The sequence below is a fragment of the Nocardia sp. NPDC056100 genome (assembly GCF_042266325.1).
GTDB lineage: Bacteria > Actinomycetota > Actinomycetes > Mycobacteriales > Mycobacteriaceae > Nocardia.
In genome coordinates this window covers 1,238,646-1,254,124 of sequence record NZ_JBHJVY010000001.1, presented here as the reverse complement: position 1 = coordinate 1,254,124, position 15,479 = coordinate 1,238,646, and the positions used below count along the sequence as shown (strand labels likewise).

Below are 15,479 nucleotides of genomic sequence, written 5' to 3'. Positions count from 1 at the left end.
AAACTCACTCTCGCTCAGCGCCAGTGACATGAACAGTCAAAGGCGGAAAACCGTTGAAGGACACCGACGAATAGCTCGCCGTATAGGCGCCGGTCTCGAGGATTCGCACTGAATCACCGGCTCGCAACGTGGTCGGAAGAAGGACCCGCGTGCGCTGATAGAGTACATCGTCGCCATCGCAGGTCGGACCCGCGACCACCGCCTCGGCCACCGGATCGCCGTCGCGATCGGTCTGGAAACGGTAAGCGATGTACTCGTTCTCGGTTTCGGCCATGCCGTTGTAGCGGCCGATGTCGAGGTATATCCAGCGCCGCCCGTCCGGCGCCTGGCGAACATTCACCACCTCCGCGTGGATCACACCGGTGTTACCCACAAGGGCGCGACCGGGTTCCACGATGAGAGCGATGTGTTCCGGGAGATGGCGGGCGGCGGCCGCGGTGATCACCGCGCCCAGCTCGGCCACGCCGGGAGCCGCGTCGGCGTACGAAATCGGCAGTCCCCCACCGATATTCACCGCCGCGACCGGAATGTCCTTGACCGCCAACGCTTCCGCGATGGCTCCGGCCTGTTCGATGCCGATCTGCCAGGCGATCGGATCCAGCTGCTGCGAACCGACGTGGAAGTACGGCCCGCCGACCCGTAGGCCCAGATCGTGCGCGCGCACCAGCAACTGCCCGGCTTCCTCGGGCGCACAACCGAACTTGGTTCCGAACGGCGTCTGCGACTGCGGAGCGGAGGCGAGGAATCGGCACTCGACCTCGGATCCCGGCGCATGCTCGGCGATACGTTCGAGATCGTCCTCGGTATCGAAGGCGAACCGGCGCACACCCGCGGCGAACGCGGCGGCGATATGAGCGGCCTTCTTGATGGGATTGCCGTAGCACATGACGGCCGGATCAACCCCCTGCGCGAGGCAGAGCTCGATCTCCCCGACGCTGGCTACGTCGAATTCAGCGCCTTCTACGTTGAGGAGCCGGATGATCTCCGGTAGGGGACTCGCCTTGACGGCGAAGCGAATTCGCGCGGTGGGTAGCGCGGCTTGCAGGGCGCGGTAGTTGGCACGCACCAGCTCGAGGTCGACGACGAGACAGGGTGACTCGCGAGAGTTTGAGACGGTCAATCTAAGGGAACTCCCCACTGTTCGGGCCGTCAAAACGGCCTCGGGCAACAGCCAGCGAGAATAGCAGTGCTTGGCGTCGGAAAACGAACTGGCGATCAACGACTACGTCACCTTAACGCCGCGGGGCCGCCCGAAGGCGGCCCCGAGACCTTACGAGAGTGTGACCGGATCAGCCGGTTCCAGGCGGGCGATCAGCCCGCCGAGATGGTGACCTCGTCGAACACCACTTCACCCGCCGCATCGGATTCGGCCAGGTCAACGACCGCGTTGATACTCCAGCCGTGGTCACCGGCCGGATCGTCGAGCACCTGGCGCACATGCCAGAACTCGCCCCGCTTCTCCACCTGGAACAGCTTCGGACCGCGCGCGTTCGGGCCGGTGCGAATTTCGTCGTACTCGGCGAAGTACGGCTCGAGCTCGCCCTCCCAATCCAGCTCGTCCTCGAACTCGTCGAGCGCGTCCCAGCGCCGCAGCGATGCCAGGTCGACCCGGCGGAACAGGGCATTGCGAACCAATACCCGGAACGAGCGTTCGTTCGCGGAGATGGGGCGTACGGATTCCGCACCGAACGCGACCTGTTCGGTATCGGTCTCCGCGCCCGGATTGGTGAGCTGCTCCCATTCGTCCAAAAGGCTCGAGTCCACCTGCCGGATCAGCTCGCCCAGCCATTCGGTGATGTCATCGAGCTCCTCGGTGCGCGCCTGCTCCGGCACCGTGCGCCGCAGCGCCCGGTACGCGTCCGCCAGGTACCGCAGCACCACGCCCTCCGAGCGCGCCAGCTCGTACACCGACACCAATTCCGCGAACGTCATGGACCTTTCGACCATTTCACGCACTACGGACTTGGGCGCGGGCTCGAACTCGGACACCCACGGATGCCCGGCCTTGTACGTCTCGAACGCCGGAAGAATGAGCTCCTCGGCCAGCGGCTTGGGCCAGGTGACCTCTTCCAGGAGCTCCATCCGCTCCTCGTATTCGATCCCATCGGCCTTCATCTCCGCGACCGCCACCCCGCGCGCCTTGTGCTGCTGCGCCATCAGCAACTGCCGCGGATCCTCCAGCGTCGCCTCGATGAGTGTGATGACATCGAGGGTGTAGGTCGGGGACTCCTTGTCCAGCAGCTCGAACGCGGCCAGCGCGAACGGCGAGAGCGGCTGATCGAGTGCGAAATCGCGTTGCAGATCCACCATCAGCCGGGCGTGCCTGCCGAACTCGTCGGGCTCGTCCAGCTGCTGCACCACGCCCGCGTCCCGCAGTGCGCGATACAGCTTGATCGCCTTGAGGATGTGTTTGCGCTGTGCCGCCCGCGGTTCGTGATTGTCCTCCAGCAGATGTCGCATGGCATAGAAGCAATTGCCCTTGCGCGCAATGACATTCAGCAACATCGCATTGGTGACGTTGAAACGCGACAGCATCGGTTCGGGCGAGGCCGCCACCAGCCGGTCGAAGGTCTCCTCGGACCAGGAGACGAAACCCTCCGGCGGCTTGCGCTTCTGGACCTTCTTGAGCTTCTTGGGGTCATCCCCGGCACGGGCGATCAGCCGCGCGTTCTCCACCTCGTGCTCGGGCGCCTGCACCACGACCGTGCCCATGGTGTCGAATCCCGCACGCCCCGCGCGACCCGAAATCTGATGGAACTCACGGGCATTGAGCCGGCGCGTGCGCACACCGTCGTATTTGGTGAGCCCGGTCAGCAGCACCGTGCGAATCGGCACATTGATGCCGACGCCGAGAGTGTCTGTGCCGCAGACCACTTTGAGCAGTCCGTCCTGCGCCAGCTTCTCCACCAGTCGCCGGTACTTGGGCAGCATTCCCGCGTGATGTACGCCGATGCCGTGCCGGATGAACCGCGACAGCGTCTTGCCGAATCCGGTGGCGAACCGGAATTCGCCCAGCGCGTCGGCGATCGCGTCCTTCTCGGCCTTGGAGGCGAAGTTCACGCTCATCAGCGCCTGCGCGCGTTCGATGGCCGCGGCCTGGGTGAAATGCACGACGTACACCGGCGCGAGCGAGGTGGTGACCAGATCCTCGAGCGTCTCGCTTATCTGCGTGCGCACATACGAAAAGCTCAGTGGCACAGGGCGTTCCGCACCGGAGACGATCGCGGTGTCATTCCCGGTGCGCCGCTTCAGATCCTCGGCGAAGAAGTCGACCTCACCGAGCGTCGCCGACATGAGCAGGAACTGCGCGCCCGGCAATTCGATCAGCGGCACCTGCCACGCCCAGCCACGATCGGGATCGGAGTAGTAGTGGAACTCATCCATGATCACCTGGCCGACATTGGCCTTCGCGCCCTCGCGCAAAGCCAGATTCGCCAGGATCTCCGCGGTGGCGCAAATGATCGGCGCATCCGGATTCACCGCCGCGTCACCGGTCACCATGCCGACCCGATCCGCCCCGAACACCTCGCACAGCGCGAAGAACTTCTCGCTGACCAGGGCCTTGATCGGCGCGGTGTAGTAGCTGCGCTGCCCGCGATTGAGCGCCGCGTAATGCGCGCCGATCGCCACGAGTGATTTACCCGACCCGGTCGGCGTCGCCAGAATGACATTCGACCCGGTGAAGAGCTCGAGCAACGCCTCTTCCTGGGCCGGATACAGCGTCAGCCCTTCGGAAGTGGTCCAGTCGGTGAAAGTCTCGTACAGCCAGTCCGGGTCCACATCGGGTATGGCTTGGTCGGGGACGAGTTCGGATAGCTGCACGCGCCCTACGTTACTGGGCGATCTGCCCGGCTCCGCCCACGGCGGGCGGAGCGGATGTGCGAACTAGCGACGCTGCTCGCCGTCCCCGTCCTCGGTGAAGCCGGACTGTTCGGCCAGGAAGCGTTCGAATTCCGCGCCCAGTTCATCGCCGGTGGGCAGTTCGGCATCGCTGGCGAGCAGGCTCGACTGGCGTTCCTGCGCGGTGACGAAGCTGTCGTACTGCTGCTCGAGCGCCGAGACCACGTTCTCCACCTCGGAATTGCCCGAGATGTGCTCGTTGACCTGTTCGCGGACGCGCGCCGCCGATTCGCTCAGCGCGGCGAGGGGGAGTTCCAGGCCCGCGTTCTCGGCCACGTTCTCCAGCAGCGTCTGCGCGGCCTCCGGGTACGCGGTCTGGGTCAGATAGTGCGGCACATGCACCGAGAACCCGACCGATTCATGACCGTGCTGGGCCATCCGGTACTCCAGCAGCGACGAGGCGCTACCCGGCACCTGGAGTTCGCCCGGCCAGCGCTGGTGATCGCCGATCAGATCGGTATCGCTGGCGTGCGCGGTCACCCCGAGCGGGCGGGTGTGCGGAATCGCCATGGGAATCGCGCTCAGACCGATGGTCCGGCGCACGCCCAGCTGTTCGGCCAGCAAACGCACGGCCGTGGTGAACTTCTCCCAGCGCAGATCCGGTTCCAGCCCGGACAGCAGCAGGAACGGGGTCCCCGCGGTGTCCTTGAGCGCCCAGAGATTCAACTCCGGCTCGGAGTACTCGGAGAAGTGATCGGTCTTGAACATCATCAGCGGGCGGCGGGAGCGGTAGTCCAGCAGCTCATCCATATCGAACGAGGCGACCAGTTCGCTCTCCAGGCTCTCGCGCAGATGCGTGGTAGCCAGCTTGACGGCGTGCCCGGCGTCGGTGAAACCCTCCAGCCCGTGCACCAGTACCGGACCGGCGCCGTCGGCGGACGACAGTTGCGGAGCCGGGAACTCCAGCTCGTACATATGCGACTCTGAGTCCATCGCGTACTCCTTCCTGCGTGGCCCACCTGCGCGACCCGTTACCCATTCTCTCTCATGCGCCGACAGGTCGTGCATTGCCCGCACCCGTGCTGCAACGCGCCGCACCCGGACACGCATTCCCGAGGCGTCGCCACGCGGCGTGGCATTCGGTGTGAACAGCAGATATTCGGCATAGTGGACGGGTGACCGTGCCGAATTCGCCGGGTCGGCAGGTGGCTTACACGCCCTGCCCCATGCCCGCCCGCAGATGGTGCCGAATGCCCTTCCGCCCCGTGGGTATCGCGTTATCGGCCATCGTATTGGCGGGCTGCGGCGGCACCGTATCGGGTCACCCGCAAGCCTCGCAGGGGCTGATCACCGCCGTGCAGACCGATAGCGGACTGGCCCGGCTGCTGCCGGACTCATCACAATTCCCCGCGCGCTACGCCGCGGTCACCCTGCCCGTCGACGCGGCCGGTCAGGCCGCGAGCGATCTCGACGGCGTACTGCCCGGGGCAATGATCGATCCCGCCACCTGCGCACCGCAGGCCCCGACCGCCGGACCCGTGGTGGTCGTCGGCACCGATGACGCCGCGCGCGCCACCCTCACCGTGGAATTGGTGCGCACCGATCAGAAACTGAGCGTGCTGCGAGATCAATTGCAGCGCTGCGGAACCGTGCGCGTGGGACACGGCGGCACCACCGCCACCATCACCACCGAGATGGATCCGCCGCCACCGCTGGATGCCGATGACACCCTCGCGCTGCGCCGCAGCGTCCGCTCCGAGAACGGCAGCGCGGGTATGACACGGAATATGCAAACGCTGCTCGGACAGATCGGCGATGTGCGGATCAACGTCACCTACATGTCCTTCACCGACGCCAAAGCCGATGCGCAAGCCCTCGATTCACTGTTCACCACCGCGGTGGGCAAGGTGCGCAAGGGCTGAGAAATCCGGGAGAGGAGCCGACCCCTGCCTGCCCGGCTCCAACACCGAATCAGCAGGCAGAACCGGTGCCCGAGCCCGAACCCGCGGAACCCGAGCCCGCCGAACCGGTTCCGGCCGAACCGCTGCCGCCGGAACCGCTCGCGGAACCGCTGCCGCCGGAGCCGCTGGAGGAACCGCTGGGCAGCAGTGAGCACAGCGAACCCGGTGCGCCGACCGGGTAGACGATCGTCGACATGGACAGGCCCTGCTTCACGCCGATGGTGTAGCTGCCCGAGGCGGTGGGGTGCCAGTCGATGGAAGCGGTCACCACACCGGAATTGGCGGCGGGCGTGGCGGTTCCGATGCTGGTGCCGTTGATCAGGAACTCGACCTGGTTGAACTTGTTGTCACCGGAGACGCCCACGATGATCGAACAGCCGTCGGCGACGGTGCAGTTCTTACCCGGGATGAGGCCGACCACGCTGATATCGGCGATATCCGCGGTGGCGGGTCCGGCCAGCAGCACCGGCCCCGCGAGGGTGGCGAACGCGGCGGCCGCGCCCACCTTGGAAAGTGTTCTCGTCATTGCGTAATTCCTTCCGGCGCCTCCGACGGGCACCGGCCGTACGGTAACAGCGTGCAGGCTTCGTTTTGGTGAAATCAAAAGTGCTGCAACATGATTCGAATCATGCATGACTGCGCAGCGGTGTGTCAGGTGGCATAGCGCGCCACCAATTCCGAACCGAGACGGGCGAGTTCGGCGCGCACCGATTCCGGTTCGGTGACCTCGAGCGCGGTACCCCAGCCCGCCAACTGCTGGGCGATCATCAGCGGGCTCGGAGCGGTGATGCGAACCCTGGTGCGGCCCTCGGTGATCGGGCCGTCGATCTCACAGTGCCTGCCCTGCTGATGAGCCAGCACCGGTAACAGGTGATCCGGCACCAGGACCGTCGCCGCGAGGGTCGAGCGGCGCTGCTCCATCGCCTCGACCACCTCGGACCAGGCGGCGTTCAGATCGAAATCCTCGGGGCGATGGGCTGTTTCATCGGTGATCTCGATTCCGGCCATGCGGTCCACGCGGAAAGTGCGCTGTCCGCGGTCGGTTCCGGCGATCAGGTACCAGATGGCGTCCTTGTCGACCAGCCCCCAGGGATCGACCGTGCGTTCGGTGCGGCTGCCCGACCGGCCGTAGTCGAAGCGCACCCTGCGACGGCGCACCACCGCTCGCTGTAGGCGCGCGACCTCGGGTGGGGTCTGTTCATCGCGCTCGCCCCAGCGGGCCGGGTCGACGATCATGGCACCGGCCGCGGCCTCCGCCTCCGCGCGGAAGGATTGCGGCAGGGCGCGCAATAGCTTGCGCAGTGCGGCGCGGGTGGCCGGGCTCGCGGTGGTCATCGGGCCCAGCAGCAGGAACAGCGATTGCGCCTCGCCCTCGGTCAAACCGCTCAGATCGGTGCGCGCGCCACCCACCAGCGCCCAGCCGCCACCGCGCCCGGCCTGCGGATATACCGGAATTCCGGCGGTGGACAGCGCCTCCAGATCGCGCCGCGCGGTGGCCACCGACACTTCCAGTTCGGTCGCGACCTCGGCCGCGGTCACCCGGCCGCGGGTCTGCATGAACAACAGGGTGGCTACCAATCGATCGGCTCGCATATTTGAATCTTGCCAATAAAAGTGCTCATTCGGTGAGCACTTTGCCGTCGATGATTGTTATATCGACATCGGAACGACCAAGGAGAACGACATGCTGCGTGGAATGGCCACCGTGACCTATTACGCCGACGACCTCGAGGCCGCCAAGGACTGGTACAGCGAATTCCTCGGCACCGCACCGTATTTCACCGTCCCCGGCGGGTACTACGAGTTCCGTATCGGCGATTACCAGGCCGAGTTGGGGCTCATCAATCGCAAGTTCGCGCCGAGCCGGCCAGATCAGCCCGGCGGTCAGGTGGTGAACTGGCACGTCGACGACCTCTCCGCCACCTTCGAACGGCTGCTGAGCATGGGGGCCAAGGAGTACGAGCCCATCACCGAGCGTGGCGCGGGCACCGGATTCGTCACCGCCGCGGTCATCGATCCGTTCGGCAATATCCTCGGCATCATGTCCAACCCGCACTACCTCGAAATGCTCGCGCAGCTGCGGCCCGAGTAGGGCGCACCCGCCTGATCCGCATTGCGCACGCCACTCCTTCCAGCACGCGTGGAGCGTGCTGGAGCGGACTGTAACAGCATGTGGCGGCGCTTTCGGGCAAAATGAAACGAATCCATTTCACGTTGTGGCCGGGCCTCCGCTGATAGGTGTGGATCCCGGCCGAAAACGTGCCGGGATGACGGGGCTGGTTCGCGTGTGAACCTCCCGACTCGTCGCTAGCAGCGCGTACCGACAGATTCGCGGTTCGGGGGAGCGCGCCACGCCGAATAGTCCACGGCGCGAATCAAATTCCACAGGCAGGGGCCGATGCCCGGCCGGGACCGCAGAGCTGTCGGTGCCCCTGCCGACCGTCGACGCCATGACCACACCTGCCGAACCACCTGTCCACCGCCAACCCTCGTCCCCGGAAGACGGTCCGCCTCGGGGTCTGCCGTCGGAAGGCCCGCCCCGACCGGTGCTGCCGGAGGCCGTGCCTCATGAGGGACCGACCGAAACGCCGTCCGAGGAGTCACCGCCAAAGAGTTCGTTCGTGGGGGTACCGCGGGAAGGCTCGTCGGAACTGTCCGAACGGGCGGTGACCGAGCCGGATTCGCATTTGCGAGATCCGGGGGAGTTCATCGCGGCGGTGCCCGCCATGCTCGGATTCGTTCCGGCCAGGTCGCTGGTGATCACCGTGTTGCGGGCGGCGTCCGGTGAATCCGGTAGGGCTGCTGTCGATGTGGTGGCAAGGATGGATTTGGATAATCCGGGCCGGGTCGCCACCGGGGAGTTGGTGGACCGGGTGGCGAGCGTATGCGTCCGCGGTACGGCGCTCGCGGTGCTGGCGTTGGTAGTCGATGATCGGGCGACCGCGCCCGCCGATCGGCATCGCGGGGTGCGATCGCGTAAGCATCGCGATTTGATCGGGGCGCTGGAACATCGCCTCGATACCGAGGCGGTGCCGCTCGCCGGGGCGTGGGCGGTGCGCGCGATCGGGGGTGAGTTGCCCTGGTGGAGCCTGCTCGGTCCCGATCGCAGGGGTCGTCAACCGGATCCGGCTACGTCGCTGGTGACGCTCAAACATGTGCTCGAGGGTCGTCCGATGCGGGCATCGCGCGATGAACTGGTCGCCGCGGTGGCGGTGAATGCCGTTGTGCGGGACAAGATGCCGGATCTGCTCGATGCCGCGACCGAGGTCGCCACCGATCGGCTCGCCCAGGCCGTGCGCCGCGGCGAGCCGAATTTCTACAGTCGCGCCGCCTTGCGCACGGTGCTCGAACGGATCGCGGATATCGAGGCGGGCAGTCTGCCCAATGTCGCCGAACTGGCGGAAGTGGCCGTGGCCCTGCGTGATCCGGAGGTGCGGGACATCCTGTTCGGACTCATACCGGGCGCGCACGCCCGCGCGGCCGAAACCCTGTGGCTCGAATTGACCCGCGCCCTGCCCGATCCCGATCGCGCCGAAGCGGCCATGCTGCTGGGCTACGCCGCCTACGCGCGCGGGGACGGACCGCTCGCCGGGGTGGCGCTGGAGGCCGCACTGGCCTCCGACGAATCACATCGCATGGCGAATCTGCTCGATATCGGCCTGCAGACCGGTATGCCGCCCGAGCGCCTGCACCGCCTGGCCGAGGCCGGACGCGAAGCCGCCGCGGACCTCGGGGTCGATCTGCGATCGGAGCACCCGTGAAATCCGCGGCGGAATCGAGAGCCTTACTTGCGAGCGCTGTGCGCGCGATCGCCGAGCGAGCGCAGGAACTCCCAGGCATCCGAGACGATCTCGACCAGATCGGTGTGCTCGGGCCGCCAGCCGAGTTCGGCCATGGCCTTATCGCTGGAGGCGATGAGCACCGCCGGATCACCCGCGCGGCGCGGGGCGTCGATCGAGGCGATGGGCAGGCCCGTCACCTCGCGGCAGGCCGAAATGACCTCGCGCACCGAGAATCCGGTACCGCTGCCCAGATTGAAGATCCGGTGCACGCCCGGCTGCGACTGGGCCAGCGCCAGCGAATGCGCCTGCGCCAGATCGAGGATGTGGATGTAGTCGCGCACGGCACTGCCGTCCGGGGTCGGATAGTCGGTGCCGAAGACCGAGATCGAATCCCGATGTCCCAGCGCCGTTTGCAGCACCAGGGGGATCAAATGCGTTTCCACCACCCGGTTCTCACCGAGCCCGGCATACGCCCCGGCCACATTGAAGTAGCGCAGGCTGGTCGCGGCCAGCCCGTGCGCCGCCGCGTACGAGGTGATGGCGTAATCGATCGAGAGCTTCGACGCGCCATAGGGATTGGTCGGAGCCTTCGGGGCGTCCTCGACGATCGGCACCTGCTCCGGTTCGCCGTACACCGCCGCGGTCGAGGAGAAGACCAGACGCTCGGTACCGGCGGCCCGCATGGCCTCCAGCAGCGCGAGCGTCTTGACCACATTGCCGTGCCAGTATTTCTCCGGCTGCGTCACCGATTCGCCGACCAGCGACTGCGCCGCGAAATGCAGGACGCCGTCGAAGGATTCGGCCGCGATCAGATCGACGCCCGCGGTGGCGATATCGCCCTCGACGAACTTCGCTCCGGCCGGGACGCCATCGGCATTGCCGGTGGACAGATCATCGACGACGACCACTTCGTGGCCGTCCTCGAGCAGTACCTGCGCGACTCCGCCGCCGACGTAGCCCGCGCCTCCGGTAACCAGCAGTTTCAAGTCTCAGACCAACTTCACCTGGACGGCGTGCGCCATCTCGTCGGACAATTCATAGCCTTCGTGACCCGGCACCAGAATGACGACCGCGCCCGGCTTGGTCTCCACATTCACGCGCGCGTCCGGAACCACGCCGGCCTCACGCAGCTGGCCGATGATCTCCGGATCGGTCTGAATGTGCTCCGAGAGGCGGCGCACCACCACCGCGGCCGACTGGCCGGACGGCAGATCCGAGAGCCGGATGAGCTTCTCCTCGCTGCCCGAACTCGGGGTGACGCCCAGTTCGTCCAGTCCGGGAATGGGATTGCCGTACGGGGAGGTGGTGGGATTGTTCAGCACCTCCACCAGGCGGCGCTCCACCTCCTCGCTCATCACGTGCTCCCAGCGGCACGCCTCGGCGTGCACGTTCTCCCAGTCCAGCCCGATGATGTCGACCAGCAGTCGTTCGGCGAGCCGGTGCTTGCGCATGACCGAGACCGCCATGGCCCGGCCCTTATCGGTCAATTCGAGGTGGCGGTCACCGGCAACGGTCAGCAAACCGTCGCGTTCCATCCGCGCCACCGTCTGGCTGACCGTGGGCCCGCTCTGTTCGAGGCGCTCGGCAATGCGGGCGCGCAGGGGCGTGACGCCCTCCTCCTCGAGGTCGTAGATGGTACGGAGGTACATCTCCGTGGTGTCGACCAGATCCTTCACCTGTTAACCCCTTCGTCGGCACGAATTCTACCCATGCGCGGCGGCTACACCGGGCGACAGCATATTTCGCGAACGCCGGGAGAACACCCAGGACGGCCTGCGTGTTCCCCACGGGTTTCGGGGGGTGACGGGGCAGAGGTCCGGAATGGCGGTGCAGCAGTGTCACTAGCCTACGAAGTCCGGCGACGCATTAGCGTGGCAGGTATGCCCGACCGTGCGCGTGGAGATGGAACCGTTGTCTGGAGCGATAGGTTCCTCGACTACACGTGGACGCCCGAACACCCCATGCGACCGGTGCGATTGCGGTTCACCATGGCGCTTGCCGAGAATCTCGGACTGCTCGACGGGGTGGAGACGATCACACCCGAGGCGGCGGGGGAGTCCGAATTGCTGCGGGTGCACACCCACGATTACGTCGAGGCGGTCAAGCACGCGCGGCAACCTCCGGGCGCACCGCCCGCAGCGCCGCCGTTCGGTCTCGGCTCGACCGATAACCCGGTCTTCCCGCATATGCACGAAGCGGCTTCGGTCATCGTCGGTGGAACACTGGCCGCCGCACAGGAGATCGCGTCGGGGCGCACCAAACGGGCGGTGAGCATCGGCGGTGGCATGCATCACGCCATGCCGGATTCGGCGGCCGGGTTCTGTGTGTACAACGATGTGGCGGTGGCGATTTCGTGGCTGCTGGAGAACGGGTTCGACCGCATCGCCTATCTCGACGTCGACGTGCATCACGGAGATGGCGTGCAGCGCATGTTCTATGGCGATCCGCGCGTGCTGACCGTGTCCATCCACCAGCATCCCGCGACGCTGTGGCCCAATACCGGCTGGCCCGAGGAGACCGGGGCGGGCAAGGCCGAGGGCACCGCCGTCAATCTGCCGATCATGCCCGGCACCCGGGATCAGCTGTGGTTGCGCGGGTTTCACGCTGTCGCCCCCGGTGCGCTCGCGGCCTTCCGCCCGCAGATCGTGATCAGTCAGTGCGGTGTCGACACCCACCGGGAAGATCCGCTGGCCGATCTGGAATTGAGCGTCGATGGCCAGCGCGCGGCCTTCATCGCCATGCGTGATCTCGCGGATCAATACGCCGAGGGCCGCTGGCTCGCGGTCGGCGGCGGCGGCTACGGCCTCATTCGCGTGGTCCCGCGCGCCTGGACCCATCTGCTCGCCACCGCCCTGGACCGCACCATCGATCCGGATACCGCGATACCCGCGCAGTGGAAGGAATTGGTCGGCGCGTACGCCCCGACCGTCGCCGCGCCCGAGACCATGGGCGATGGCGCGGACACCACCTTCACGCGCTGGGACGGTCCCGGCGGCGGCCGCGAAACCGGTGATGAGCGCGCGGACCGCGCCCGCCGCGCCCTGGACACCTCTATTCTGGCAACCCGCCGAGCGACTTTCGGCCTGCTCGGCCTGGATCCGGAGGATCCCCGTGACTGACCCCGCCGACCCCGCCGCCCAACCGGTCGCGCCGCTGCTGCCCGCCGATACCCCCGGCACCCCGGCGGTTCCGCCGCCGCCCCCGGAGCACTGGTTCGCGGATGTGCTCGCCTCCGACGGCGGGGTGGTGCGGCTGCGGCCGATCACGCCCGAGGATGCGGCGGAGCTGGAGCGCTTTCACACCCGGCTGTCGGATCGGACCCGGTACCTGCGGTACTTCGGGCCGTATCCGCGCATGACGCCGAAGGATCTGTACCGGACCACGCACGTGGATTACCGGGATCGGGTCGGGCTGGTGATCGAGCTCGGGGACGACATCATCGCGGTGGGCCGGTACGAGTACCTGGCCGAGCGAGCGGGTGCGCGGTCGGCCGAGGTGGCGTTCGTGGTGGCCGATCAGCATCAGGGTCGCGGGCTGGGGTCGATACTGCTCGAGCATTTGGCGGGGGCCGCGGCCGAGAATCACATCGAAACCTTCGTGGCCGAAGTGCTCGCCGAGAACAACGCCATGGTGCAGGTGTTCCGCGATGCCGGATATCAGGTGCAGCGCAGCCGCGACGGATCGGTGCTGCACCTCGAATTCGCGATCGATCCCAGCGAGGCGTTGCAATCGGTGCGGGATTCGCGCGAACGCGCCTCGGAGGCGCGCAGTGTCGGGAATCTGCTGTCCCCGCGCTCGGTCGCGGTGATCGGCGCGACCCCGCTGGCGACCCGGGTCGGCGGTGCGGTGCTGGCGAATCTGCTGTCCGGTGGCTTCCAGGGGCCGGTGTTCCCGGTGAACCGCAATCGCACCGCCGTGCGCGGGGTGCGCGCGTACGCGACCGTGCGCGATATTCCGGATGAGGTCGATCTGGCCGTAATCGCCGTTCCCGCAGCCGAAATCGGCTCGGTACTCGACGACTGCATGGCCAAGGGCGTCAAGGGGCTGGTGGTGCTCACCGCCGGATTCTCCGAAACCGGGCCGCGCGGTTACGCCGCCGAACGCGAACTGGTCGACGCGGTGCGTTCGCACGGTATGCGGGTGGTGGGTCCGAGCGCGCTCGGCATCGCCAATACCGATCCCGCGATCTCCCTGAACGCCACGCTGGCATCGGTGCTGCCGGGACGCGGGCGGATCGGATTCTTCTGTCAGTCAGGCCCTTTGGGCGCTGCCATTCTCGGTGAGGCGGCGGCCCGCCAGCTCGGCCTGTCCACCTTCGTCTCGGCGGGTAATCGCGCCGATGTCTCCGGTAATGACCTGCTGCAATATTGGGACAGCGATCCCAGCACCGATGTGGTGCTGCTGTACCTGGAGACCTTCGGCAATCCGCGCAAGTTCTCCCGTATCGCGCGCCGGGTGGCGCGCACCAAACCCATTGTGGCCGTGAGCAGTGGCCGCAATGCCGTGCGGGTGGACGGGGAGCCGGATCTGGATCGCTCCCTGGTGCGGAATCTGTTCGCGCAGGCGGGCATCGTCCAGGTCGATTCCATCAGTGAGCTTTTCGACTGCGCCATGCTGCTGGCCTATCAGCCGCTGCCCGCCGGACCGCGTCTTGCGGTGCTGGGCAATAGCGCCGCGCTGAACTGGCTCGCGGTCGATGCCGGGCGCGGTGAGGGCCTCACGGTCGGGGAGCCGATTCAACTCGGCCCGCAGGCCGGACCCGCCGACTATCTCACCGCCGTGGCGGCCGCCGTCACCGATAGCGCCGTGGACGCGGTCATTGTCATCTACTCCCCGCCCGTGCCCACCGCGGTCGCAGCCTTCGCCGAGGCCATTCGCTCCGGTGCCCAATCCGACCCGGACACACCGGTTCTCACCACCTTCGTGGCCGATCAGGGCATGTCGAATCTGCTCGCCACGCGCGGCCCGGGCGGCATGCTCGAGCGCGGATCGATTCCGTCCTACGGTGATCCGGAACGCGCCGCCCGCGCGCTGGCGCGGGTGCGGCGCTATGCCGATTGGCGGACCCGCCCGGTATCGCCGGTCGCGCGCCCCGACGGCGTCGACACCGCTCGTGCGCGCGAACTCGTCGCCGCGTGGATGGCCTCGGCGACCGATCACTGGCTCTCGGATCTGGAGGCCGCGGAACTGCTGGGCTGCTACGGGATTCGCGTCGTCGAATTCCGCGAGGTGCGCGATGCGGACGCCGCCGTGGCCGCCGCCGAGGAACTCGGCTATCCGGTGGCCGCCAAGGCGACCGGTGAGATCTGGCGTAATCGACCGGATCTCACCGGTGTCCGGCTGGATCTGTGGCGTCCGGACGCGGTGCGGCGCGGCTTCACCGATCTGGCCGAGATATCGGGCAATCCCGTGCACATTCAGCGCATGGCCACCAAGGGCGTCGGCTGTGGTTTCCGGGTACAGGACGATCCGTCGTTCGGTTCGGTGATCAGTTTCGGCCTGTCCGGCACCATTATCGATCTGCTCGGTGACCGGGTGTACCGGGCGCTGCCGCTGACCGAGGCCGAGTCCATCGAGCTGATCGACGCCCCGCGCGCGGCCCCGCTGCTCTCGGGCACCGTGCGCGGCCGCGATATCGGCAAACCGGTGGATCGGGCCGCGCTCGCCGAACTCGCACAGCGCATTTCGGCGCTCTGCGATGACCTGCCCGAGGTGCGCGAGTTGCAGTGCGAGCCGATCATGGCCGCACCCGAGGGCGCCGCGGTGCTGTACAGCCGGGTGCGCATCGGCCCGGAACCCAGCAGATTCGATATCGGACCGCGCCGTATGGCATGACTCACACAGCGGTGGCGGCAGCGCGCGAATGAGTTGAGATGGACCAAGAATCGTCGGCAAG

At 67.0% G+C, this 15,479-nt stretch carries 12 protein-coding genes; 5 read left to right on the top strand and 7 right to left on the bottom strand.

The window, feature by feature from the left end; genetic code table 11:
* Nucleotides 1-4: 4 nt before the first annotated feature.
* From ACFC0O_RS05765 to ACFC0O_RS05755, 3 genes are all read right to left on the bottom strand, one after another.
* A complete protein-coding gene (locus ACFC0O_RS05765; RefSeq protein WP_375955973.1) occupies nt 5-1,066 on the bottom strand; it encodes a type III PLP-dependent enzyme in 1,062 nt (353 codons plus the stop codon).
* A gap of 245 nt (nt 1,067-1,311) precedes the next feature.
* Nucleotides 1,312-3,822 (bottom strand): DEAD/DEAH box helicase, encoded by a 2,511-nt coding sequence (locus ACFC0O_RS05760; protein WP_375954150.1) that lies wholly within the window; start codon nt 3,820-3,822, stop codon nt 1,312-1,314.
* 63 nt (nt 3,823-3,885) lie between these two features.
* The gene (locus tag ACFC0O_RS05755) at nt 3,886-4,833 is read right to left on the bottom strand and encodes a PAC2 family protein (RefSeq protein ID WP_375954148.1); all 948 of its coding nucleotides are present in this window, start codon (nt 4,831-4,833) and stop codon (nt 3,886-3,888) included.
* Nucleotides 4,834-5,090: 257 nt separating this feature from the next.
* On the opposite strand from ACFC0O_RS05755, the gene ACFC0O_RS05750 reads away from it, so the two are divergent.
* Complete coding sequence (locus tag ACFC0O_RS05750; RefSeq protein WP_375954146.1) at nt 5,091-5,762, top strand: sensor domain-containing protein; 672 nt, start codon at nt 5,091-5,093, stop codon at nt 5,760-5,762.
* A gap of 49 nt (nt 5,763-5,811) precedes the next feature.
* On the opposite strand, the gene ACFC0O_RS05745 is transcribed toward ACFC0O_RS05750, so the two are convergent.
* The gene (locus tag ACFC0O_RS05745) at nt 5,812-6,327 is read right to left on the bottom strand and encodes a hypothetical protein (RefSeq protein ID WP_375954144.1); all 516 of its coding nucleotides are present in this window, start codon (nt 6,325-6,327) and stop codon (nt 5,812-5,814) included.
* 125 nt (nt 6,328-6,452) lie between these two features.
* The gene (locus ACFC0O_RS05740; RefSeq protein WP_375954142.1) at nt 6,453-7,394 is read right to left on the bottom strand and encodes a helix-turn-helix transcriptional regulator; all 942 of its coding nucleotides are present in this window, start codon (nt 7,392-7,394) and stop codon (nt 6,453-6,455) included.
* A 91-nt stretch (nt 7,395-7,485) separates the two neighbouring features.
* Here ACFC0O_RS05740 and ACFC0O_RS05735 point away from each other — a divergent pair, with 91 nt between their 5' ends.
* Both ACFC0O_RS05735 and ACFC0O_RS05730 read left to right on the top strand, forming a co-directional pair.
* Entirely contained in the window at nt 7,486-7,893 is a 408-nt protein-coding gene (locus ACFC0O_RS05735) for a VOC family protein (RefSeq protein ID WP_375954140.1), read from the top strand.
* A 529-nt stretch (nt 7,894-8,422) separates the two neighbouring features.
* Complete coding sequence (locus tag ACFC0O_RS05730; protein ID WP_375954138.1) at nt 8,423-9,562, top strand: DUF4192 domain-containing protein; 1,140 nt, start codon at nt 8,423-8,425, stop codon at nt 9,560-9,562.
* 23 nt (nt 9,563-9,585) lie between these two features.
* On the opposite strand, the gene galE is transcribed toward ACFC0O_RS05730, so the two are convergent.
* Together galE and ACFC0O_RS05720 are read right to left on the bottom strand one after the other, a co-directional pair.
* The gene (gene galE, locus ACFC0O_RS05725; RefSeq protein ID WP_375954136.1) at nt 9,586-10,569 is read right to left on the bottom strand and encodes a UDP-glucose 4-epimerase GalE; all 984 of its coding nucleotides are present in this window, start codon (nt 10,567-10,569) and stop codon (nt 9,586-9,588) included.
* Nucleotides 10,570-10,572: 3 nt separating this feature from the next.
* A complete protein-coding gene (locus ACFC0O_RS05720) occupies nt 10,573-11,259 on the bottom strand; it encodes an iron dependent repressor, metal binding and dimerization domain protein (RefSeq protein WP_364631491.1) in 687 nt (228 codons plus the stop codon).
* A gap of 204 nt (nt 11,260-11,463) precedes the next feature.
* On the opposite strand from ACFC0O_RS05720, the gene ACFC0O_RS05715 reads away from it, so the two are divergent.
* Entirely contained in the window at nt 11,464-12,702 is a 1,239-nt protein-coding gene (locus ACFC0O_RS05715; RefSeq protein ID WP_375954134.1) for an acetoin utilization protein AcuC, read from the top strand.
* A gap of 34 nt (nt 12,703-12,736) precedes the next feature.
* Complete coding sequence (locus tag ACFC0O_RS05710) at nt 12,737-15,418, top strand: GNAT family N-acetyltransferase (RefSeq protein ID WP_375955970.1); 2,682 nt, start codon at nt 12,737-12,739, stop codon at nt 15,416-15,418.
* Nucleotides 15,419-15,479 lie beyond the last annotated feature (61 nt).